Below are 21,752 nucleotides of genomic sequence, written 5' to 3'. Positions count from 1 at the left end.
GGCGGGGGCGATGTCGTCGAACACGCCGTGCTCGACGAGTTCACCGCGCCGGAGTCGGGTGCAGGGCCGGAGGCAACGGTCACAGCGCTCGCTCTTCGGCCGGGCGAGCGAATCCGTAGCTGCGTTCGACCTTGGCGACGTGCACGGCGAAGGAGGTGTACCAGCGCTCGCGTCCCTCTGACCGGGTCAGCGCGTGCTCGGCGTGGTCGCGCCAGGCGGCGATCGACGCCTCGTCCTTCCAATACGACACCGTGATGCCCAGGCCGTCCGCGCCGCGGGCCGAGTCGACCCCGAGGAACCCCGGCTGGTCGCGCGCGAGTTCCAGCATCTGCTCGGCACGTTCGCCGTAGCCGTTGTCGCCGGTCGTTCGCGACGAGGTGAACACCACGGCGTAGTAGGGCGGGCGGGGAACCGAAGCAGGAGCAGGACCTGTCTCCAATGCTCGAAGGCGGTCTCACCGCAAACGATCTCACGCGCCTGCCGGCACGGCAACGCGGTTGCGACCGGCCGGAGCCTCGCTCGATGTCCGAGCGGCGCGCGGCCCCCTGCACGGGCAGGGACGGCCATCCGCCTGGACCATCATTGGTCTGGACCTCCCGAGATCGGGTACTACAGTCGGTCCGAAGAGAGGGAGGCGGCGAATGAGCGCCACACGGGAACGGGCATTGCCACTGGATGCGCGAGAGCGCCGGGACCTGTGCGACCTGCTGGCCGAGCTCGGCCCCGACGCGCCGACCCTGTGCGAGGGCTGGGCCACCCTCGACCTCGCCGCGCACCTCGTGCTGCGCGAGCACTTCGCCACATGGACCGAGGCCAAGATGTCGACGGCGAAGGCCAAGGGCCTCCCCGCCCTGATCGACCGGCTCCGTGCGGGACCGCCGATGCTGCCGTGGCGGATACCGGGACTCCGCACGGTCTTGAACGGCACCGAGTTCCTGATCCACCATGAAGACGTCCGCCGCGCCAATGGGCGGGGCCGGCGCACCGACCGCCCCGACCTCGACTCGCTCGCCTGGAAGACGAACCGCCTCACCGGCTGGCGGGCCGCCCGCAAGATCCGCCCGCACGGTCTGGAACTGCGCAGTCCTGGAGGCCGGACGCACCGCTTCGGCTCCCCGGGAGGCGCCGTGCTCACCGGCCACCCGGTGGAGCTGCTGCTCTACCTCAGCGGTCGCCGCGAGGCCGCCGAAACCGAGCTCACGGGCGACCCTGAAGCCGTCGCCGCCTTCCTGAAGGCGCACACCGGCGTCTGACCGCCGGTACGCCTTCGCCGGATTGCGGCCGACTCACCAGCTGGGAGGAATCGAGCGAGACGCTCGAGCCTTGAGGACCGCCGCGCTCACCGCTGAGCGGCCAGCACTGCCGCGAGGCCCTCTCGCAGATCGTCGACGAAATACTCGGGAACCTCCAGTGACGGGAAGTGCCCGCCGCGTTCGGGCGACCTCCATCGGACGATCCGTCGGTAGCGCTCCTCGGCCCAGGGGCGCGGACACTTCTCGATGTCGCGGGGGTACATGGTGATCGCCGCCGGGACGTCGACCCGCAGTCCGGGATCGAGCGAGCTGTGGCTCTCGTAGTAGATGCGGGCCGCCGATGCGCCGGTCCGCGTCAGCCAATACAGCGTGACGTCGTCGAGCACGCGGTCTCTGGAAATCGTCTCGAACGGGCTGTCCTCGGTGTCCGACCACTCGGCGAACTTGTCGAGGATCCAGGCGAGCAGCCCGACCGGTGAGTCGACGAGGGAGTATCCGATGGTCTGCGGCCGGGCCGCCTGCTGCTTCGCATACGCCCCGCGGGGGCCCTCGTAGAACTCGCGGGTCTCCTCGGCCCACTTGCGCTCGACCGCCGTCAACCCGTCCGTCGTCAGTCCGGGCGGTCCCTCCGCGAACGTGGTGTGGATGCCGAGGACGTGCGCGGGGAACCTGCCGCCGAGCACCGTGGTGATATTGCCTCCCCAGTCGCCGCCGTGCGCCGCGAACTCGCCGTAGCCGAGCCTTCCCATCAGTTCCACCCATGCGGCCGCGATCTTCTCGGTGCCCCACCCGGTCGTGGCCGGCTTGTCGCTGTGACCGAAACCCGGTAGCGAGGGCACCACGACGTGGAACGCCGGCGCGTCCGCGTCCTTCGGATCCGCCAGCTCGTCCACTACGTCGATGAACTCGGCGATGCTGCCCGGCCAGCCGTGCGTCAGGATCAGCGGCGTGGCGTCGGCGCGAGCGGATCGGCGGTGCAGGAAGTGGATTCCCAGGCCGTCGATGGTCGTGCGGAACTGGCCGATCCGGTCGAGGCGCTCTTCGAACGACCGCCAGTCGTACCCCGTGCGCCAGTAGTCCACGAGGCCGACGAGGTCGGCGAGAGGAACACCCTGGTCCCATCGGCGAGAGTGGTCGACCGTCTCGGCCTCCGGTAGCCGCGCCGCGGCCAGCCGGGCGCGCAGATCGTCGAGCTCCGCATCAGTCGCGCGGGCTTCGAATGCCTGCACGTCGCCGGTCGGACGGGGCATGAGACCTCCTGGCCGTCGGGGAACCGGCCGCGCCCTATTGCGAACCGGCTTAGACGGTTCTACCATCCCCTCATGCCCACGTGCAACCTGCAGAAGGGGGTTCAATGCGCGGCCAGTTCCCTGCGTTCCGCCTCGGCAACGTGCTGGCGACCAGCTTCACGGGGACGCTGTCGGAGCGTCACGGCGACAGCGTGGAGCGCATTCCGACGCCGCAGCGACTCATCGACTGGCTGGCGGTGAACGGTCTCGCCGTGGACTCCTGCAGCACCGCTCAGCTCGACCTCGCCCGAGAACTGAGGGAGTCGATTCACGCCGCCGCGACAGCGGCCGCGACCCAGGGCGCGCTCCCCGCATCGGCGGTCCGAGTCATCAACGGCTGTAGCGCTCAGGGTCGGGCCGCAGCAGTCCTGACGCCCGAGGGCGAGCGGCGGTGGCGCCTCAGCTCCGCGTCCTGTGTGGAAGACGCCCTCAGCGTGATCGCCTCCGACGCGATCAGCGTCATCGCGGGCGAGCGAGACGGAACATTGGCTCTGTGCGCCTCGCCGACCTGCCGGGCCGCCTTTTTCGACACCAGCCGAAGCCGGACCCGCAAATGGTGCGACATGAACACGTGCGGGAACCGCCGGAAGAAAGCGCGCTTCAACGCCAAGCAGCGCGAAAACCCCAGGTCGGCGGAGTGATCCGGTTGCGGGGGCATTCCTCGAACGGAGAGCCCGGACGTGCCCGGGGCTGAACGGGAATCGCTGTTCCCGCTCGTGCTGAACCCCTCGCCGAGTGCAACGTCAGGACGGCCTCTGGCAGGGGCTGAGGCCGCGGGCGTCGTGCTCGCACTCGCCTAACCGGCCCTCGCTCGTTGCCGCCGCCCCGACAGCGGCGGCCCCCAGTGGCCTCCTCGCTGCAGAAGTCGTAGAAGGCGCGCAGCACCGCGTTGCCGTGCCGGATCGTCGCGACGGTGACGGTGTCGCCTGGGTGCCTTTTGCAGGTGATCGGGATGAGTGTCCCGGCCGTCAACCCCGTACGCGTACGCGCCGATCGGCGGGTCTTCAGCGCCGATTTCGTCCACACCGTGACATGGCTCCGGTTGCGCCTACCGGTCAACCTGCCGGGGGCGAGGACCCCGGTCCTCACCCCCGTTCACTACTCGGCTCGGCGGACGGTGCCGCTCAGCGTCGCGGCGGTCGCCAGCAGCGCCAGCCAGCCCGCGAGCGCCCAGGTGAGCGCGGCCGGGCCGATCGCTGCGATGAGCGAGCCGCTCGCGACGGCCCCGATCGCCGAAGCGCCGGTCACCACCGCGCCGATACCGGCGGTGACTCGACCCCGCATCCGGTCAGGAGTCCGGGCGAGGCGGTAGCTGTCGAGCGCGACGTTGTAGACCGGGCTGACGACCGATTCGGCGAAGGCGACGACCAGCAGCAGCCACCAGGTCGGCGCGATCGCGTAGAACGGGAATGTCAGCGCCTCGACCCACAGCATCGCGATCGCCAGGCGCCCCAAGGCGAACCGGGTCGAGAGCTTCGGCGCGAACAGATTGCCCAGCAGCGCACCCAACGCCGCACCGGTGAACACGATCCCGATCTGGGTCGGGCTCGCGTCCAAGCTCGCGGCGAGCGCGATGATCAGCAGGTAGCCCGCGCCGTAGCGAAGGGCGTCACCGGCATCGAGCAGAGCGAGCGTGCGGATCACCGGCTTGCGCCAGAGCCAGGCCAGTCCTTCGCGCATGTCGGCGAGCAATGCGCGCGGCGTCGGCGCGCCCTGCCGCGCCTCGGTCTCCTGCTGGAAGGAGTGCCGGATGCGGTGCAGGGTGGCGGCGGAGACCAGGAACGTCACGGCGTTGGCGGCGAAGGGCACGGTCCGGCCGAGGGTATAGACCAGGCCCGCGATCGACGCGCCCGCGAGCCGCACCGTGTTCTCGATCGCGCCGAGGCCGCCGAGGGCCCGGGTCAAGTCCTCGGCGTCGACGAGGTTGGGCAGGGCCGAGGTGCTCGCGGCCCCGAACAGGGTGCCCAGGAGCCCGTTCGCGACGGCGACCGCGTAGAGCAGGCCCATCGGCACCGACCCGAAGAGCGCGGCGATCGGGATGGTCGCGGTCAGGGCCGCCCGGCCGAGGTCGCAGGCGATCATGGTGCGCTTGCGGTCCCACCGGTCGGCGAGCGCACCGGCGAGCAGCCCGAAGGCGAGCGAGGTGATGGTCTGCGCGCCGAGCACGATGCCGGCCTGGATCGTCGAACCGGTCAGTGCGACGACGAGGAGCGGTAGGGCGAGGAACTGGATCTGGTCGCCCAGTTGGGAAGTGACCCGCCCGGAGGCGAGCAGCCGGAAGTCGCGGCCCAGTCCAAGGCGCGCGGGAGCGGTGGAGGTGTCCACGGAAGGTCCTTCGTGTGTGCGCCGGATTCGGCGCTGCGGTCGCTGTCACGGCAGCTGCGACCCGCGGGCCCCCGGTCGCGCAGCCACGCGTCAGACCAGGCGGAACAATCCCGAGACCGCCCTGGAACAGGGCAGACTCCACCCGCGAAGTCGGAGCGTGGCAGTAACGACTTGCGCGGAGTGGACATGCCGCCGACCATAGCAAGCGTCCCTGACCTATGGCGAACCGTTTTCACGGGCGGTCCCGCGACGGTGGCCGTCTCCCTGGAGTACGGGCCGGCAGGGGTCGCGGCCGAACACCGCGTGAGCCGGTACCTCAGTCGACCGCCGTCGGTCCGGTCGCGGTGATCTCGCCGACGGCCCCGGACGGCGGCGGCTGCTCCCAGCATGTCGCTTCGACGTCGATCACGTTCAGGCGGTGCCGCGGGGAGTCCGTGCCCGGCAGCGTAAGCCCTGCGTGCTCGCCGACGCGGAGGTGCGGCAGTCCAGTCCGAGGGGAGGCGTTCGGCCGCGATGATGCACGACGCCGAGGACGGGTGATGGGGCCGCCCTTCGCGTTCGAGGACGTCAGCGGAATTCCACCGGTTTGCATCGTTGTACGATTTGCCGGACCGAGGAGGTGCGATGGCAGCGACCCTGCGCGATGTCGCCAAACTGGCCGGGGTGTCGTTCAAGACCGTCTCGAACGTGATCAACGACTACCCCCACGTCCGTCCCGCGACCCGTGAGAAGGTCGAGCGGGCGATCGCCGAACTCGGCTACAAGCCGAACATGAGCGCCCGGAGCCTCAGGTCGGGCCGCACCGACACGATCGCCCTCGCCGTCCCCGAGCTGAACCTGAGTTATTTCGCCGAGCTCGCCGGCATGATCATCGCGGCCGCCGAGGAGAAGGGCCTGGTCACACTGGTCGAGCAGACCGGCGGCGACCGCGAGCGCGAACTCGCGCTGCTCCACAGCCCGCGGCTGAGCATGACCGACGGCCTCATCATCAGCCCGCTCGGCATGGGCCAGGAGGACACCGAGGCGCTCAACGTCCCGTTTCCGCTGGTGCTGCTCGGCGAGCGGACGTTCGACTGGCCGTGCGACCACGTGACGATGCGCAACGAGGACGCCGCGCGGGCGGCGACCGAGTACCTCATCGGTTCGGGGCGACGCCGGATCGCGGCCATCGGCGAGAACGAGGCCGAGGTGATGGGCTCCGCCCGACTGCGGCTCCGCGGGTACCGCGAAGCGCTTGCCGCGCATGGGATCGAATACGACGAGCGGCTGGTCGTGCGGGCGACCCTGTGGCACCGGGCCGACGGCGCGCGGGCGATGCGCGAGCTGCTGGAGCGCGGCGTCCCATTCGACGCGGTGTTCGGCTTCAACGACACGATGGCGCTCGGCGCGATGCGCGTCCTCCAGGAGGCGGGGCTGCGGGTGCCCGAGGACGTGGCGGTCCTGGGCTTCGACGACTTGGACGAGGCCGCCTACTCGATTCCCTCGCTCACCACGGTGGACCCGGGCCGGGAATGGCTGGCCCGCACCGCAGTCGACACACTGCTCGAACGCATCGGCCGGGGCGGTTCCGACCTGCCGCCGCGCACCAAGCTGGCGGATTTCAGCATCGTCGAGCGGGAGTCCGCCCCGGGGGGCTGAGCACCGGGACGCATGACGTTCCCGCGGAGCGGGGTCTGCTCGGAGGCTGCCCCCGCGATGAGCACGGCGGCATGGGCGAGCGGCCCGCATCTTGAGCGCGGCCCCGCCGGGGCGGCGGGCGATGCGCCCGCCGCCCCGGCGGCCTCCTATTGGATGCCCTCCTTCACGAGACGCCACTGCTGGCAGGTGGCGCCGCTGGCGGCCCACTGCTGGGCGACCGCTCCATCCGCGGTCGAGCAGCCGGTGATCTCCAGGAGCTTCCCGCTGTTGGCGTTGGCGAAGGTCCACCAGCCGCCGCTGGTCACCGCGGTCCACGACTGGGTGGCGCTGCCCGTGGGGCCCCATTGGACCGCGTCGACGCCGTCGGCGGTCTGGCCCGAGGGGATCTCCAGGAGTTTCCCGCTGTTGCGGTTGACGAGCTGCACCGTGTTCCCGCCGCTGATCGTCCAGCGCTGAGTCGCGTGGTCCGTGTCGCCCCACTGCCCGACGGCCGCGCCGTCGGCCGTCGAGGCGCTGAGCACTTCGAGGTACTTGCCGCTGCTCCGGTTCTGCACTTGGAAGACCGGGTCGAGCGCGGCGCTCCGGTAGAGGTGCAGGACGTCGAGCTCGGCGAAGTTCGTGCCCTTGGTGAACCGGATCGTGTTGTCGCCGGCGTTGAGGCTGACGGATTTCTGGGCCCACTGGTACCGGCCCCAGTCGACCGTCGCCGGGTAGCTGATCGAGGAGGAGGAGCCGCCGTTGACGCTGACACCGTGGGTGGCGGTGGCGCCGAAGCCGTTGTCGTAGCGGACGTTCATCGTGTAGGTCCCGGCGGCCGGGACGTTGACGGTGAATTCGACGTAGCTGCCGGCGTTGTTGATGTTGCCGATCTTCGATCCGTTCGAGGCCTGCACGTGCGCGACCGTGGACGCGTCGTTGCGCACGGCGTTCTCGGCCTCGTACTGCTGGGCGTCGAGCGGGATGGAGCCGACCCTGATGTCGTTGAGACCGGTCTGGAGGTTCTCGACGTTCGTGGCCTGGTAGAGCGTGCGGCCGTCGACGCTGACGTCGATGCCCTGGGCGAAGCCGCTGAAGTTGCCGCCCTGGGTGTCGCTCGCGTCGTAGGTGACCGCCATCGGCAGCCGCTCCCACGGGCCCTCGCCGAGGTTGTAGTTGACGTAGAAGTTCTGGCCGCCGTCGATGGCGCCGTTCGCGTCGAGCGACCATTTCGAGGCGACCACGACCATCCCCTTCGGGCCGCCCGAGGGCACCCAGGTCACGTACGGCGAGGAGCCGATGCCGCGGCCGTCCGCCAGCTCGATCGGAGTGCCGATGGAGGTGGGGCTCCCCCAGTTGAGGCCGTCGGCGGAGGTCTTGTAGTAGACCGGCGCGGTGTTGTTGGACTGGCTGGGGCGGTTCACGACCTCGAAGGTCGCCAGGTAGCGGCCGTTCGGCAGCTTCGTCACGGTGATCATGCCCGGACGGTCGCTCCGGTTCGTGGGCGCCGAGACGTTGACCAGCGAGCCCCAGGTCTTGCCGCCGTCGGTGGAGCGGCGGTAGGAGATCGCCTGGAGCACCCCGTTGGCCTTCTGGCGCTCGTCGGAGAAGTACGCGGCGAGGCCGCCGTTGCCGTCGATGAGCAGCGAGGGCTCCCACACGGTGGTCGTGGTGGAGGTCGGCGAGGGGTCGTAGACCGCGGGTCCGCCGGTGTCGATGGTGCTCAGGTAGCTCCAGCTGGTGCCCTGGTCCGTGCTCTTGTACACCACCAGGCGGCTGGAGGAGCGGTCCTCCGGCATGATCATGCCCGCGAGCAGGATCGTGCCCGCGGCCAGGTCGCCGGTGGTCTGGGTGACCTCGTAGAGGAACGGCTGAGCGGTGCGGGTGAGGGCGGGGAACTGGGCGCTGGGGTTGACGTCGGCGACCTTGGTCCAGCTGGTGCCGTTGTTCGTGCTGCGGTAGATCGGGTAGACCTGCACGCCGTTCTGGAGCACGAGCTGGTCGAAGGTGACCAGTTGCGTGCCGTTCGCGCTGCCGCTGTGCTTGAGCACGATGACCTTGGCGTAGGTGGTGCCGGCGGGCGTGCCGCCTTCGGGGTTGAACGAGGAGCCTGGCGCGGGGGAGTAGACGAGTGCGCCGTTTCCGGTGGTGACCGCCGCAGCGGGGGCGGGTGCCTGCACGAGGGCGACGAGCAGCGCCAAAAGCGCCGTCACGGCGCAGGCGGCGACCAACCGCCGCACATTGCGCGTTCGAACAAGGGGCATGAGCGATCCTACTTTCTACAACGTTGTATGTTAGGTGGAGCACATCCTAGGACGACTTCGCTCGAACGGTCAAGTCCGTGGTCACGGAATGGAGAAGAACTGGAGACGAACGCCGCACGGCGTTGACAGAGATGATCACCGCTCTTTACGATTCAGAAAATTACAACGTTGTAGAACAGCCTCGAAGAGGCTCTCGACGCGACGTTCACCGAACACGGACAGCGCAGTCTCGCGTTGGGAGGGAACTCGAAATGACACGCACACGTATCCTGCTGAGCGCCGGAGGCGCCGCACTCGCGCTCGCCGCGACCGCCTGCGGCGGGGGCGGCGACACCGGCGGCCCGGTCGAACTCACGTTCTGGCACGGCTACACCGAGGCCGACGGCGACGTCCTGGAAGGCATCGTCGACGACTTCAACGAGTCGCAGGACGACGTCACCATCACCACCGAGGTGAAGACCTGGGCGAGCATCGACGACTCGCTCCTGACGGCGCTCTCCGCCGGCGAAGGCCCCGACATCGTCGCCATGCCCGCCGAACGGCTCCCGGTCTACGCCGACAAGGGCGCCTTCGCCGAACTCGACGACTTCTACGCCGACGAGTCCAGCAACACCGCCGACCTCGTCGAGGGCGCGGCGTCCATGGTGGAGGTCGAAGGCACCAAGTACGGCGTGCCCACCGGCTTCGTGCCGCTCGCCGTCTACTACAACACCGCGCTCTTCGAGGCCGCGGGCGTCACCGAGTTCCCCCAGACCTGGGACGAGTGGGTCGCCACGGCCGAGCGGCTCACCGTCGACGAGGACGGGGACGGCACCCCCGAGCAGTACGGGGCCGTCCTGCCCGACCACGCCACCGTCGCCAACGGCCTGTGGCCGTCCCTGTTCTACGGCAACGGCGGGAACATCGTCGAGGACGGCAAGGCCGTCATCGACTCGCCCGAGAACGCCGCGACGCTCGAGTACTGGCGCACCGCGATCGTGGACGGCCAGATCTCTCCCACCGGCGTCGACGGCATCGGCGCCGACGAGCTGTTCAGCGCCGGCAAGGCCGCGATGACCGTCGGCGGGCCCTGGATGGCCTCCATCGCCGAGGAGAACGGCATCGGCTACGAGATCGCCGCGATCCCCGCCGGACCGGAAGCCCAGGCCGCCTCCGCGATCGGTGTATCGATGGGCATCACCGTCGACGCCGGTGACGAGGCGCAGGCTGCGGCCGAGGAGTTCTTCGCGCACTTCCTCAACGACGAGAACGCCGCCGCCTGGTCGCTCGGCTCCGGGTGGCCACCGCTGCGCACCGACGTGCCCACCGAGGCCGTCAGCGCCAACCCGGTCGTCGTCTCACTGACCGAGATGTCCGACCTCGGCCGCCCGCTGCTGCCGGGCGTCGTCAACAGCGTGGACGTGCTCGCCGCCGTCGACGAACTCACCCAGCGGGCCATGGCCGGCGAAGACGTCGACGCGCTGCTCGCCGAAGCGCAGGCCGAGATCCAGGCCGCGCTCGACGAGTAGGGCGCAAGGCGACGGGGGCGCCCGCTCCAGGGCGTCCCCGTCGCGCCGAAGCGAGGGAACAAGAGCGAGTGGAGAAAACGAGGAGACCATGAGTGTGCAGCACCCGCCGGCCCGCCGGTACCGCCCGCCGGCGCCCCTGGGAGGACGCCGCCGCGCCCAGGACGGCTCCATGCGACGCAGCGCGAAGGCCTTCGGCTTTCTCGCCCCGGCGCTGATCGTCCTCGGCCTGTTCGTCATCTGGCCGATGTTCTCGGCCTTGCGCCTGTCCTTCACGGACGCCAGCGGGTTCGGCGAACCCGAATGGGTCGGGCTGGAGAACTACGCCGAGGTCTTCACCGACCCCGACCTGCTCAAGGCGGTCACCAACACGGCGCTCTACACCGTGCTGTTCACACCGACCGCGGTCCTCGCGGCGCTCGGACTGGCGCTGCTGCTCAACAGCCCGCACCTGCCGTTCCGCGGGTTCTTCCGCACGGCGCTGTTCGTGCCCTTCGTGGTCTCGTTCGCCGTGGCGGCCTTCGCCTGGAGCTATCTCATCGACCCGCACGTGGGCCTGCTGAACTACTGGCTGCGCGGCATGGGGATCCAGCTCGGCAACGTCCTGCAGGATCCGCAACTGGCGATGCCCGCCGTGGCCTTCGTCGCCGTGTGGAAGCTCTTCGGGTTCTACTTCGTGATCTTCCTGGCCGGACTCCAGGACATCCCCGCCTCGCTCTACGAGGCCGCCCGCATGGACGGCGCGGGCCCCCTCTCGCGGCTGCGCCACGTGACCCTCCCGCTCCTCTCCAACACCATGGCCTTCGTCCTCGTCTTCGCGATGATCGCGGCGCTCCAGGCCTTCGACCAGATCTACGTCATGACCGGCGGCGGACCCTACGGCAGCACGCAGACGCTGGTCATGGAGATCTACGAGTCCGGCTTCCGCAAGCTCGAACTCGGCTTCGCCTCCGCGCTCTCGTACGTGCTGCTCATCGCCACCCTGCTGCTGAGCCTCGTGCAGTTCGCGTTCTTCGGCCGCAAAGAAAAGGACCTGGCATGAGCACCGCCGCCTCGCGCCGCCGGACCCCCCGCGACCTCCGGCCGTCCACGGTGATCGCGACGATCGCCCTCCTCGCCGCCAGCGCCGTCGTGCTGCTGCCGATCGCGATCATCGTGCTCACCGCCTTCAAACCGGTCGCGGAGGTCAACGCGTACCCGCCGAGCCTCCTCCCGGACACGTGGACGCTCGACAACCTGAAGACCGTCACGTCCGAACTGCCGTTCATGCGGCTGGTCGGCAACAGCTTCGTGTTCGCCGGGGGCGTCACCGTGTGCGCGCTGGTGTTCGACTCGCTCGCGGCCTACGCCCTCGCGCGGATCGACTTCGCGGGCCGCCGCCTCCTGCTCGTCGCGATCATCGCGACGCTCATGATCCCGTTCCAGGCCACGTTGATCCCGCTCTACCAGCTGGTGGCCGACCTCGGGTGGGTGAACACGTACGCGGGGCTCATCGCGCCGCGCGCGGCCGACGCGTTCGGCATCTTCTTCCTGCGCCAGTTCTTCTTGGCGCTCCCGCGCGACATCGACGCCGCCGCGCGGATGGACGGCGCGGGCGAGTTCCGCATCTTCCGGTCGATCGTGCTGCCGAACGCCGTCCCGGCCCTGCTCACCTTGGGCCTGTTCACGTTCGTGAACAACTGGAACGACCTGCTGTGGCCGCTGGTGTTCACCACCGATGCCGACATGGGCACGATCACGTCCGGACTGACGCTGCTGACCGGGCCGAGCGGCATCGTGCCGCACGGCGTGATGATGGCCGGCTCGCTCATCGCGATCCTGCCGCTCGTCATCGCGTTCCTCTTCATCCAGCGTCGATTCATCGAGAACATCGCAACGACAGGACTCAAATGATCGGCTCCCCCCAATGGAATCGCGACGGCGTGATGCACTTCGCCGTCGGCGTCGAGGACACCTTCGTGCCCCAGTCGGGGCCCGATGAGCGGCCGATCGACGAGTACGAGCTCACCCAGCACTACGAGAAGTGGCACGCCGACCTCGGCTTGGCGCGGGAGGCGGGTGCTGAACTCGTGCGCTGGGGCGTGCCCTGGTACAAGATCCAGCCGGAACCGCTCCGATGGGACTGGAGCTGGCTCGACCAGGTGATGGACCGCTTCGCGGAACTCGGTCTGCGCCCGATCGTCGACCTCATGCACTACGGCACGCCGCTGTGGCTGGAGCGCGAGTTCGCGCATCCCGACTACCCGGCCAGGGTCGCCGAGTACTCCGCGCGGGTGGCCGAACGGTATGCGCCGCTCGGCGTGGTCGACTACACGCCGGTCAACGAGCCGATGATTCACGCCCTGTTCTCCGGCGAGTACGCGTACTGGCCTCCGTACCTGCAAGGCCCCCATGGTTTCAGTGCCATCGTCAAGCAGCTCGCCCGCGGCTTCGTGCTCCAGCAGCGCGCCATCGGCGACGTGCTCGGAGACCGGTCGGTGTTCGTCCACGTGGACGCGGGCATGCGCTTCGTCGGCGACATCGGGGCGTCCGAGCACCGGGAGCACGCGGCGCGGCTGAAGGAGCAGGTGTTCCTGGTAGAGGACCTGGTGACCGGGGGCGTCGGCGAGTCGCATCCGCTCAAGCCGTTCTTGAACGCCCATGGCTGGGGCGATGACGACTTCGCCTGGTTCACCGAGGCCCCGGTGCGGCCGGACGTGATGGGCGTGAACTACTACCCGCTCCACTCGACCGAGGTCTTCGAGGCCGGAGTCTTCCACTCGGGAGGCTTCCGCGATCCGCGCCCGACGCGGGACGACGGCGTCGCGGGGCTCGTCGAACTGCTGCGGGAGGCGGCCGACCGGTACGGTGCCCCCGTCATGCTGACCGAGACCTGCGTGACCGGTTCGGTCAAGGAGCGCACCGACTGGCTCGACGAATCGGTCGCGGCCCTACACGATCTGCGCGCCTCCGGAGTGGACGTCGTCGGCTACACCTGGTGGCCGCTGTTCGACATGTACGAGTGGACGTACCGCCATTCGCGGATGCCGCGCGAGGCGCACCGCCTGACCATGGGGCTGTGGGAACTCCAGGACCGCGAGGGCGATCTCGCCCGAGTGCGCACCGCGGTGGCGGACCGCTTCCGCCACCACGCCGCCCACGGCGGACAGGAGACGCCGCCGCAGGCGCGGGACCGGTGACGGGTTCCTCGGCGGCGCGGTCGCACGCGGCCCCGTCCGCCTCGACGACCGCCTGATCGTCACCCCGCCGCCGTGCGCGGGTCCCGAGTGTGCGGAGCGTCCGGCTGTCGGCCCGCCCGGTGGCGTGGTGCTCGATCGTCATACGCCCGCGTCGACTTCGTCGTGGAGCGACTCGAGCCGCCGCCCGATGGCGCCGGCGAAGTCGCCTTCGGCGAGCGGAGCACGACTGGCGTCTACGGCCGCCACCAGTCGCGTGCGGGCCTTCTCGGCTTCCTCGAGGTCGGCGTGGGTCTCGGTGAGACAGACGGGTGTGCCGGTGCCGGCGTAGACGCGGACTTGCAGGGAACCGCCGCGGGGCCGGATGCTCCCGCGAGCGCGCGGGTCATTTGAAGGTCGGTCGGCCATGCCCAACATGATCTTCATGGACACCGACATGGACCAGAACTCGGAACGCGTCGGCGCGTCGCGAAAAAGCAGCGCCTGACCTGCGGTTCCGCGGTGGACCTTTCAACCTCCTGCTACCACTCAAAACCCCAGGTCAAAGGGCTATTGGCGCGCCTGCGGCGGCTTATGACGGCGATCGACGCCCAAGACCGGCACGAACCAGTACCGCAATTGTCGCAACTCGCGCCGGCCTGCCGCAACGGCAAGTCTCGAGCAATCCGCGATCGCCTCGCTGCAGAGGAATACGAGCAGTTGCTCGATGCGGTTCGCGCTGGTGTACCGAAGCGGCAGCTCGCGAAGCGGTACGGCATGAGCCTTCGGTCCGTCTCTCGCTTGGTTGACATGCCGAAATAAGGAAGTCTCAGATGACATGGTGTCGAGTTCCCGGGGCTGCGTCAGATGGAGGGCAACGGAACTGAATCGACACCGGCCCTTCGCCGCACGCTCTCCTCAGCGGGCGATGCGGTACCGGAGATGCGTGACGTCTCGCGCGGGGAGTCGACGCACGAGTTCGAGCGGGAGGGGACCTGTGCCGAGCGAGTCGAAGAGTCGCCGCCCTCGTCCGAGCAGGACCTGGACCAGGTGGATCTCCATCTCGTCGAGCAGGCCCGCCCGCAGCAGCGATTGTGCCGCACCCGCGCCGTGCACCATGACAGGCCGGTCGCCCGCTGCGGCTCTGGCCCGGGCGGCGCACTCCTCCACGTCGGTGACGAATCGCGCGCTGCCGGGAGGGTTATCGCCCTTGGCGACATGGTGGGTGAGGACGAAGATCGGCACGCCGTCGTGGTGGTCGCCGTTCCAGCGTTTGGCCAGCTCGAACGTGCGGCGGCCGGAGATCAGCGCGCCGGTCGCCAGGGCCTCGCGGTACACCTGGCCGTTGGGGCCGTCGCTGTGCCGGTCGTCGAGCCAGTTGAACAGGCGCCCGCCGCCTCGACCGAGCTCCTGACCGGAGCGGTCGTCTTCGCCGGCGATGAAGCCGTCGAGCGACATCGACATGTAGAGCCGGATCGGCGCGCTCACGACCGCACCTCGTAGCGCAGGTGCAGCACCGTCGGCGACTGGAGCTGCCGGACCAGGTCGAGCTCGATGTGCTCGGGGCCGAGGCGGTCGAACAGTCGGCGGCCCCGCCCGAGCAGCACCGGGATCAGGTGGATCTCCATCGCGTCCAGCACGCGGGCTCGCAGGCATTCCTGCGCCGTGTAGGCGCCGTGCAGCATGACGTCGTGGCCCTCGGCGGCGGCCTTCGCCTGCTCGACGCAGGATTCGATACCGTCGGTCACGAAGCGGACGTCGCCGGGCGGCTTCTGGTCGGGCACGTGATGGGTCGGCACGAAGATGGGCACGCCGTTGTGGTGATCACCTTCCCAGTAGTCGACGAACTCGCCGAGCCGCTTGCCGCAGATCACCGCTCCGGTCGACATCATCTCGTCGACCACGATCGCGTCGGTCTCTTCCGTGGGCCTGAAGCTGGTGGGATCGTCGCCCCTGCCGTCGCTGAGCCACGCGTGCAGGCGTTCTCCGCCATCGCCCAGGCCATTGTCCGGGCTGTCATCGGGGCCTGCGATGAAGCCGTCGAGCGACATGGACATGTCCAGTACCACGCGAGACATCAGTGCTCTCCCGCCGTGTCGGTCAGGAACGCTTCGATCTCCAGTGAAATGTCGATCTTGTCGCCGACGACGACCTTGCCGCTGTCGGCGAGGCCGAAGTCGACGCCGAAGTCGCTGCGGTTGATCAACGTGGTCCCCTCGATTCCGATCCTGGGCTCGCCTTGCAGTCCGGTGGGTTCGTAGCCGAGGAAGGCCACGGCGATGCGAACGCTGCGGGTGATGCCACGGATCGTCAGATCGCCGTCGAGCGTCCAAGATCCGCCGGATTCGTTCAACGCAGTGCTGACGTATGTCATGACCGGATGCTGCTCGATCCCGAAGAAATTGCTGCTTCGCAGATCGTTGTCCCGCATCTCGTTTCCGGTGTTCACCGATGCCATGGCGATCTCGACGCGCACGGACGACTCGACGCGGTCCTCGTCGATGGTGATCTGACCGGTGAAGTCGTCGAAGGTGCCGCGCACCTTGCTCATCAGATGCCGTACTGAGAAGCCGACCACGCTATGGGCGGGGTCGATTTGCCAGATGCCACACGGCACGTCGATCGATGTACCGTCCGCGACTATTGCTTGGTTCATGGTTCCTCCTCAGGATGTGTCTTCCACGATGCAAGCAGCAAGCGGCCTGCGGTACCCCAGATTCCTGGGGGTTGCGCCGCGGCCGTTAGAGTCGGCTGTATGCCTTCGGCGGCGACCTACGCCCGCGCTCGCGATGACCTCGTCAGGCTGGTTCATCGCGGACTCGACGTGCCCGCGTTCGCCCGCGAGGTCAACAAGGTGCTGGGCCGCATCGTCCCCGGCGAGGGGTCCTGCCTGCAGACGGTCGACCCCGCCACCATGCTCCCCACCGGGGACTACGTCGAAGACGGCCTGCCCTCCGACGACATCCTCCGCCTGATCGAGATCGAACTCGCCGAACCGGACGTCAACAAGTGGATCGCGCTCAGGAACGCCGGGACTGCGGCCGCAGGGCTCGCCGAGGCGACCCGAGGAGAACTCGACCGGAGCGCGCGCCAACGGGAAGTGCGCAGGCCCGGCGGTTTCGAGGACGAGATCCGCATCGTGCTCGCGAGCGGCGCCGGCGCCTGGGGCGGCCTGACGCTGTTCCGGGAGTCCAATCGGCCGCATTACACGCCGACGGAGATCCGCCGACTGGCCTCGCTCGCTCCGGTGATCACCGACGGGCTGCGGCGTGCCGCCCTGCTTTCAGGGGCTGCGGAACAGGACGATCACGGCGTCCTGGTGCTCAACCCCGACGATTCGGTGGCGATGAGCGACCACGGAGCCGACCGGTGGCTCGACCGGCTGTCGGCTGGTGCGCGTGTGGGCGCGAGACTGCCGCTGGCGATCTCGGCGGTCGCACGGCACGCCCGCCTCCTCCTCGCAGGCGGACCACTCGCAGTCGGCGGCGCCCAGCTCGCCAGGGCCACGGTGCATACGACCGGCGGATGGCTGGTGGTGCGCGGATCGGTACTCGGCGACGGGCCCGAGGCCCCCGTGGCCGTGACGCTGGAAGGCGCACGGGCCCCCGAGATGGCGGGCCTGATCGCAGCGGCGTACGGCCTGACCGAACGCGAGCGCGAGGTGACCGCGCTGGTCGCCCGTGGCAACTCGACCGCCCAGATCGCCCGGGACCTGCACTTGTCGGCCTACACGGTCCAGGACTACTTGAAATCCGTCTTCGACAAGACCGGCACCAGCTCGCGCGGAGGACTGGTGTCCCGCCTGTACTTCGACTTCTATGCCGAGGGTCTGTCCGACCAGGGTGGCGCCGTACCGACCGACTTACCTGATCACGGCCCATGAAGCTCGGAGGAGCCCCGTATGCGCGGCCGGTTCCTGCATTGCCGGCGAATCGGCCGCGACCGCTGAGGGTTGCGGCGGTGAGGGGTTCGATCACGGTGGGAGCCGCCTCCAGGATCGAGCAAGTGCTGTCTCCCCACATACCAGCGCCAGAAGTGTCCGCGTCCCCTCAAACGTCGGATCAGCGCCATCCTCACTCGCCGTGATGCGCAAGCGTTGCTGTGGGGGAGTTCTGGCCATGACCAGTGATAACCAAACCCGGATCATTTGAGATGAGATGTAACTGCCTGAGCATCCGGGTTATTTGGGTGGTGGGTGCTACAGGGATCGAACCTGTGACCACCTCGTTGTAAGCGAGGTGCTCTACCGCTGAGCTAAGCACCCTCGGGGCGCGCAGGGGCGCGCCGAGCCTGAGAAAGGGTACCTGAACGGGCGCTTGGGCGCGAGTGCGGGCCCGACGCCGTTCCGGATCGTGAGGCGTGGCGCACGGCCGGAATTCAGTGGAAGCTTCAAGTGTTTCAGCTGTTGTGACAAAGATTCGTGTGGACATCTGGTCCGATATCGTGTGCCCCTGGTGCTACGTCGGGAAGGCCCGCTTCGACAAGGCCGTGCGGCAGCTCGAGGGGAAGGTCGCGGTCGAGGTGCGGCACCGCTCGTTCGAGCTCGACCCGCACAGCGCCCCCGGCGAGCGGACGCCCGTCGTCGCCATGCTCGCTGCGAAGTACGGCATGAGCCCGGCTGAGGCGCAGGCGGGGGAGTACCGGCTCCGCGACCTCGCCGCCGCCGAAGGCCTCGCCTACGAGGCCGAGGGCCGGGACGTCGCCAACACCTTCGACCTGCACCGCGTCCTCCACCTCGCCGCCGCGCGCGGCGCCGAGGCCGAGGCCTGGAAGGCCTTCTACGTCGCCAACTTCGCCGAGACCGCCTCCGTCTTCGACCGCGAGCGCGTCATCGCGACCGCCGTCGGCGCCGGGCTCGACCGGGACGAGGTCGTCGCCGTCCTCGACGACCCCGAGGCCTACCGCGAATCGGTCCGCGCCGACGAGGCCGAGGCCGCCGCGCTCGGGGCGACCGGCGTGCCCTTCTTCGTCATCGACGAGCAATACGGCATCTCCGGCGCCCAGCCCACGGAGCTGTTCGCCGAAATCCTCGAAAAGGCCTGGGGTGAAAAGCGGCCGGTGATCATGACCGACGCGGGCTCGACGGGCGAGGCCTGCGGCCCCGAGGGCTGCGCCGTCTAGACGCGTCCTCGCACACAACCGGCGAAACCTTCACGAACGGACACCTCGGGGAATATCCTGAGGCGAATTCCGCTAGATCGAGGAGGCGACCGCCATGCCGATGGACCGCGAGACGCAACTGCGACTGGTGAAGATGCGCGACGACACCGGTGTGCTCTCGCTCTACGTCAACGCCGACCCCCGGCAGGAAGGCTCCCAACCGCCCTGGAAGACCCGCCTCGACAAGGGGCTGAAGCACCTGCTCGAAGCCGTCGACAACGGCACGCGGTCGGCGCTCGGGCGCCGGCTCGACGAGCTCAAGCTCGACATCGAGCAGCTCGTCCGCCCCGGCGCGCCCGGCATCGGGCGCGCCCTGTTCGTGGGCCTCGCCAGCGGCAACTCCTACAGCGTCGAGATGCAGACGCCGCTGACCGACCGGATCGCCCTCGCCCCCCGCTCCCACATCGCCCCGATGTTCGCCGCGTGGGCCGAGGGCTCGCCCGTCGGCATCGCCGTCGTCGACGGCAAGGGCATGCGCATCCTCGACTCCCGCTTCGGCAAGTGCGAGGAGATCTCCGGGCTCTCCTTCGAACTCGACACCGCCGAATGGCGGGTCCTGCGGGGGCCCGCCCCCGCCCGCGCCCGCGGCGGCTGGGGCGGCCGCGACGGCCAGAGCTCGTCGAACCAGCGCGACCTGTTCGACTACCGCGTCGCCGAGCACCTCCAGAAGTTCCTCGCCGCCGCTCACTCCACACTGGAGGAGCACGTGGCGACGTTCGGCTGGGAGCTGCTCGTCGTCAGCGGCGAGCCCGAACTCGTCGAGGCCACCACGAAGGCCCTCCGCAACGGCGTCAAGGCCGAGGTCGTGGCCTCGCAGCACGTCCTGAGCCAGTCCACGCCCGCCCAGGTCCAGCAGGTGCTGGCCCCGGAGATCGCCGCCGCGAGGGCGGACCGGGACCGACGCCTCGTCGCCGAGTTCACCGAGTCCCCGCGCATGACCGTCGCCGGCGCCGAGGCGGTGCTCGACGCGCTCCAGGGCGCCCGGGTCGACCGGCTCGTCATCGAGCGCGACTCGCTGTGGAGCGGCCAGCGCATCCCGGAGGGGACGGTCCTGGCCGACGCCATCGCGCCCGCCGAGCCCGACCTCGCCACCGCGATCGCGGACGCCCAGCTCGGCGAGGCGATGATCGAGATGGCGCTGGCCTCGGACGCTCAGGTGTCGTTCCTCAGCGACGAGGTGCGGCTCGACGAGAAGGCCGGAGGCGTGGGGGCGTTCCTGCGCTGGTGAGCACCGCTTGAGCGATGAAGTTAGGTTATGCTAACCTTTCTTCGGCAGTACGACGCAGGGCCGCGGGCTTCTCACCTCCCGTGGCCCTGATGCTTTCTCGCGCCGGCGGGCAGTCGCTCTCCACTGCGTGCCGACACTCCCTTGTTCTCCGTCACATCACGCCCCAACGGCTTCCCTCGGGGCGCCTTCGGGTCTACCTTTAATTCATCGGCTGATGAATTAAAGGTATCGGCCCGCCCCGAAGGAGACCGCCATGTCGGACCAGCAGCAAGCGGAAGTCATCGTCGTCGGAGCCGGGCCCACCGGCCTCCTCCTCGCCGGCGACCTCGCCGAAGCCGGCGTCCGGGTGGTGGTGCTCGAGAAACGCGGCGAGCGGCTCTCCAACCTCTCCCGCGCCTTCGCCGTCCACGCCCGCACCCTCGAAGTCCTCGACGCCCGCGGCCTGACCGACGACCTGTTCGCCCTCGGCGGCAACAAACTCGGGGAGTTCCTCCTGTTCGGCCGCGCCACTCTCCACTTGGACCGGCTCGACAGCCGCTTCCCGTTCGTCCTCATGACCCCGCAGTACCACGTGGAGCGCGTCCTGCGCCGCCGCGCCGTCGACGCGGGCGTCGAGTTCCACTACGACCACCGGGTCACCGGCGTCGACCAACGCGACGGCCGCGTCACCGTCCACACCGAACACGGCGACTGGACCGCGACCTACGCGGTCGGCACCGACGGCGTCCACTCGGCGGTCCGCGACGCCGTCGGCATCCCCTTCCCCGGCGAGGCCGTCCTCCAGTCGCTCATGCTCGCCGACGTGCGGTTCACCGATCCGCCCGACCGGAGCCCCGTCATCGCCGGCGCCGACGGCGCCTTCACCTTCATCGCCGACTTCGGCGACGGCTACTGGCGGGTCATCGGCTGGAACAGCGACGACCAGCAGCCCGACGACGCCCCCGTGGACCTCGACGAGATCCGCACCGCCGTGCGGCGCTCGCTCGGCACCGACTTCGGGATGCGCGATGAACGGTGGGCCTCCCGCTTCCACTCCGACGAACGCCAGGCCCCGACCTACCGCGAAGGCGGCGTGTTCCTCGCGGGCGACGCCGCGCACTGCCACTCGCCCGCAGGCGGCCAGGGCATGAACACCGGCCTCCAGGACGCGGCGAACCTGTCCTGGAAGCTCGCGGCGGTCCTCCGCGGCGGCGACCCGGCCCTGCTCGACACCTACGAAGGCGAGCGCCACCCGGTCGGCAAGGCGGTGCTGCGCTCCAGCGGCGCGCTGATCCGGGTCGCCGCCAACCGCTCCAAGATCGCCCAGCGCATCCGCGGCACCGTCCTCGGCACCGCCCTGGGCATCAAGCCCGTCATGCAGCGGATGACCGGCATGATCAGCGGCATCGGCATCCGCTACCCGCACGCCCACGGCGACCACCACCTGGTCGGCCGGCGCGCCGAGGACATCGGCCTCGCCGACGGCTCGCGGCTCTACGAGGCGCTCCGCGGCGGGCGGTTCGTCGTGCTCGACAGTGCCTTGAAACCCGGTGCGGACGCCGCCGGCGGCGCGTTCGTCGCCCACGCGGCCTCGGCCGCGCCCGGCAGTCCGGCCCGCGTCATCCGCCCCGACGGCTACATCGGCTGGGCCGGCGAGGACGACCCCGCGGCGATCCGGGCCTACCTGGAGACCAATGCCGGGGCTCGCTGACCGCCTGAAACCGTGAACACGGCGGCGGGACGCCCTCCCGCCGCCGTCGCTTGCGGACACTCGGGGCGAGCGGGCCCCACCGGCGCGCGCCGCGGTGCCCTGCATCCTCCTGCGGGACCCCGCCGCGAGGCGGGCCCCTTCGCCTCCGCCGCTCACGGTCCAGACGAGCACCGCCGCTTGAGGAGTGCGAGACGCCCTTCCCTGCCGGAGAGGGCGTTTCGTTGCTCGCCGAAGTGCGTTCAAGCGAAATTCACGCCCTGTCGGTTGTC

General features: G+C 69.6%; 19 protein-coding genes and 1 tRNA gene. 11 read left to right on the top strand and 9 right to left on the bottom strand.

All coding sequences use genetic code 11. The annotated features are described in order from the left end of the window. Positions 1–79 precede the first annotated feature (79 nt). Positions 80–385, bottom strand: a complete 306-nt coding sequence (locus tag K3N28_RS02505; RefSeq protein WP_228090893.1) for an antibiotic biosynthesis monooxygenase — start codon at positions 383–385, stop codon at positions 80–82. Between the two features lie 256 nt (positions 386–641). Here K3N28_RS02505 and K3N28_RS02500 point away from each other — a divergent pair, with 256 nt between their 5' ends. Continuing rightward, entirely contained in the window at positions 642–1,253 is a 612-nt protein-coding gene (locus K3N28_RS02500; RefSeq protein ID WP_228090892.1) for a maleylpyruvate isomerase family mycothiol-dependent enzyme, read from the top strand. Between the two features lie 86 nt (positions 1,254–1,339). Here K3N28_RS02500 and K3N28_RS02495 read toward each other — a convergent pair whose 3' ends face one another. Further along, positions 1,340–2,503 (bottom strand): epoxide hydrolase family protein, encoded by a 1,164-nt coding sequence (locus tag K3N28_RS02495; RefSeq protein ID WP_228090891.1) that lies wholly within the window; start codon positions 2,501–2,503, stop codon positions 1,340–1,342. A 104-nt stretch (positions 2,504–2,607) separates the two neighbouring features. Between K3N28_RS02495 and K3N28_RS02490 the strand changes: the two genes are divergently transcribed. Then, positions 2,608–3,183, top strand: a complete 576-nt coding sequence (locus K3N28_RS02490; RefSeq protein WP_228090890.1) for an ABATE domain-containing protein — start codon at positions 2,608–2,610, stop codon at positions 3,181–3,183. 457 nt (positions 3,184–3,640) lie between these two features. On the opposite strand, the gene K3N28_RS02485 is transcribed toward K3N28_RS02490, so the two are convergent. Further along, complete coding sequence (locus K3N28_RS02485; protein ID WP_228090889.1) at positions 3,641–4,867, bottom strand: MFS transporter; 1,227 nt, start codon at positions 4,865–4,867, stop codon at positions 3,641–3,643. Positions 4,868–5,491: 624 nt separating this feature from the next. Here K3N28_RS02485 and K3N28_RS02480 point away from each other — a divergent pair. Next, the gene (locus K3N28_RS02480) at positions 5,492–6,505 is read left to right on the top strand and encodes a LacI family DNA-binding transcriptional regulator (RefSeq protein ID WP_228090888.1); all 1,014 of its coding nucleotides are present in this window, start codon (positions 5,492–5,494) and stop codon (positions 6,503–6,505) included. A gap of 146 nt (positions 6,506–6,651) precedes the next feature. On the opposite strand, the gene K3N28_RS02475 is transcribed toward K3N28_RS02480, so the two are convergent. Continuing rightward, a complete protein-coding gene (locus K3N28_RS02475) occupies positions 6,652–8,745 on the bottom strand; it encodes an RICIN domain-containing protein (RefSeq protein ID WP_228090887.1) in 2,094 nt (697 codons plus the stop codon). Positions 8,746–8,996: 251 nt separating this feature from the next. Here K3N28_RS02475 and K3N28_RS02470 point away from each other — a divergent pair, with 251 nt between their 5' ends. The 4 genes from K3N28_RS02470 to K3N28_RS02455 all read left to right on the top strand — a co-directional run bounded on the left by K3N28_RS02470 (position 8,997) and on the right by K3N28_RS02455 (position 13,429). Beyond that, positions 8,997–10,253 (top strand): ABC transporter substrate-binding protein, encoded by a 1,257-nt coding sequence (locus K3N28_RS02470; RefSeq protein WP_228090886.1) that lies wholly within the window; start codon positions 8,997–8,999, stop codon positions 10,251–10,253. 88 nt (positions 10,254–10,341) lie between these two features. Beyond that, on the top strand, positions 10,342–11,292 hold the full coding sequence (locus K3N28_RS02465; protein ID WP_228090885.1) for a carbohydrate ABC transporter permease: 951 nt from the start codon (positions 10,342–10,344) through the stop codon (positions 11,290–11,292). Then, on the top strand, positions 11,289–12,143 hold the full coding sequence (locus K3N28_RS02460; RefSeq protein ID WP_228090884.1) for a carbohydrate ABC transporter permease: 855 nt from the start codon (positions 11,289–11,291) through the stop codon (positions 12,141–12,143). Before K3N28_RS02465 ends, K3N28_RS02460 begins: the two co-directional genes overlap by 4 nt. Positions 12,144–12,175: 32 nt before the next feature. Then, entirely contained in the window at positions 12,176–13,429 is a 1,254-nt protein-coding gene (locus tag K3N28_RS02455) for a family 1 glycosylhydrolase (RefSeq protein WP_228091381.1), read from the top strand. Positions 13,430–13,567: 138 nt separating this feature from the next. Here the strand turns inward: K3N28_RS02455 and K3N28_RS02450 are convergent, their stop codons facing one another. From K3N28_RS02450 to K3N28_RS02435, 4 genes are all read right to left on the bottom strand, one after another. Beyond that, positions 13,568–13,834 (bottom strand): hypothetical protein, encoded by a 267-nt coding sequence (locus K3N28_RS02450; protein ID WP_228090883.1) that lies wholly within the window; start codon positions 13,832–13,834, stop codon positions 13,568–13,570. Between the two features lie 489 nt (positions 13,835–14,323). Continuing rightward, positions 14,324–14,893, bottom strand: coding sequence for a dihydrofolate reductase family protein (locus K3N28_RS02445; protein WP_228090882.1), 570 nt, complete (start codon positions 14,891–14,893; stop codon positions 14,324–14,326). Then, positions 14,890–15,483, bottom strand: a complete 594-nt coding sequence (locus tag K3N28_RS02440; protein ID WP_304608671.1) for a dihydrofolate reductase family protein — start codon at positions 15,481–15,483, stop codon at positions 14,890–14,892. Before K3N28_RS02440 ends, K3N28_RS02445 begins: the two co-directional genes overlap by 4 nt. Further along, a complete protein-coding gene (locus K3N28_RS02435) occupies positions 15,483–16,061 on the bottom strand; it encodes a YceI family protein (protein WP_228090881.1) in 579 nt (192 codons plus the stop codon). The genes K3N28_RS02440 and K3N28_RS02435 overlap by 1 nt, the downstream gene beginning before the upstream one ends. A gap of 99 nt (positions 16,062–16,160) precedes the next feature. On the opposite strand from K3N28_RS02435, the gene K3N28_RS02430 reads away from it, so the two are divergent. Continuing rightward, entirely contained in the window at positions 16,161–17,288 is a 1,128-nt protein-coding gene (locus tag K3N28_RS02430) for a helix-turn-helix transcriptional regulator (protein ID WP_228090880.1), read from the top strand. A 306-nt stretch (positions 17,289–17,594) separates the two neighbouring features. Here K3N28_RS02430 and K3N28_RS02425 read toward each other — a convergent pair. Next, positions 17,595–17,669 (bottom strand) — tRNA-Val (locus K3N28_RS02425). Positions 17,670–17,821: 152 nt separating this feature from the next. Here K3N28_RS02425 and K3N28_RS02420 point away from each other — a divergent pair. From K3N28_RS02420 to K3N28_RS02410, 3 genes are all read left to right on the top strand, one after another. After that, entirely contained in the window at positions 17,822–18,526 is a 705-nt protein-coding gene (locus tag K3N28_RS02420) for a DsbA family oxidoreductase (protein WP_374209675.1), read from the top strand. 94 nt (positions 18,527–18,620) lie between these two features. Beyond that, positions 18,621–19,793, top strand: a complete 1,173-nt coding sequence (locus K3N28_RS02415; RefSeq protein WP_228090878.1) for a VLRF1 family aeRF1-type release factor — start codon at positions 18,621–18,623, stop codon at positions 19,791–19,793. A gap of 253 nt (positions 19,794–20,046) precedes the next feature. Further along, complete coding sequence (locus K3N28_RS02410) at positions 20,047–21,483, top strand: FAD-dependent monooxygenase (RefSeq protein ID WP_228090877.1); 1,437 nt, start codon at positions 20,047–20,049, stop codon at positions 21,481–21,483. Positions 21,484–21,752 lie beyond the last annotated feature (269 nt).

Origin of the sequence: Glycomyces sp. TRM65418, from assembly GCF_019710475.1 — a bacterium.
Taxonomy (GTDB): domain Bacteria; phylum Actinomycetota; class Actinomycetes; order Mycobacteriales; family Micromonosporaceae; genus Glycomyces.
This window is presented reverse-complemented; position numbering and strand designations above follow the sequence as displayed.

Coding starts and splice junctions, on each gene's coding strand:
- K3N28_RS02500 (WP_228090892.1), top strand. CDS start 642: ATGAGCGCCACACGGGAACGGGCATTGCCACTGGATGCGCGAGAGCGC.
- K3N28_RS02495 (WP_228090891.1), bottom strand. CDS start 2,503: ATGCCCCGTCCGACCGGCGACGTGCAGGCATTCGAAGCCCGCGCGACT.
- K3N28_RS02490 (WP_228090890.1), top strand. CDS start 2,608: ATGCGCGGCCAGTTCCCTGCGTTCCGCCTCGGCAACGTGCTGGCGACC.
- K3N28_RS02480 (WP_228090888.1), top strand. CDS start 5,492: ATGGCAGCGACCCTGCGCGATGTCGCCAAACTGGCCGGGGTGTCGTTC.
- K3N28_RS02475 (WP_228090887.1), bottom strand. CDS start 8,745: ATGCCCCTTGTTCGAACGCGCAATGTGCGGCGGTTGGTCGCCGCCTGC.
- K3N28_RS02470 (WP_228090886.1), top strand. CDS start 8,997: ATGACACGCACACGTATCCTGCTGAGCGCCGGAGGCGCCGCACTCGCG.
- K3N28_RS02465 (WP_228090885.1), top strand. CDS start 10,342: ATGAGTGTGCAGCACCCGCCGGCCCGCCGGTACCGCCCGCCGGCGCCC.
- K3N28_RS02460 (WP_228090884.1), top strand. CDS start 11,289: ATGAGCACCGCCGCCTCGCGCCGCCGGACCCCCCGCGACCTCCGGCCG.
- K3N28_RS02455 (WP_228091381.1), top strand. CDS start 12,176: ATGCACTTCGCCGTCGGCGTCGAGGACACCTTCGTGCCCCAGTCGGGG.
- K3N28_RS02450 (WP_228090883.1), bottom strand. CDS start 13,834: ATGGCCGACCGACCTTCAAATGACCCGCGCGCTCGCGGGAGCATCCGG.
- K3N28_RS02440 (WP_304608671.1), bottom strand. CDS start 15,483: ATGTCTCGCGTGGTACTGGACATGTCCATGTCGCTCGACGGCTTCATC.
- K3N28_RS02435 (WP_228090881.1), bottom strand. CDS start 16,061: ATGAACCAAGCAATAGTCGCGGACGGTACATCGATCGACGTGCCGTGT.
- K3N28_RS02430 (WP_228090880.1), top strand. CDS start 16,161: ATGCCTTCGGCGGCGACCTACGCCCGCGCTCGCGATGACCTCGTCAGG.
- K3N28_RS02415 (WP_228090878.1), top strand. CDS start 18,621: ATGCCGATGGACCGCGAGACGCAACTGCGACTGGTGAAGATGCGCGAC.
- K3N28_RS02410 (WP_228090877.1), top strand. CDS start 20,047: ATGTCGGACCAGCAGCAAGCGGAAGTCATCGTCGTCGGAGCCGGGCCC.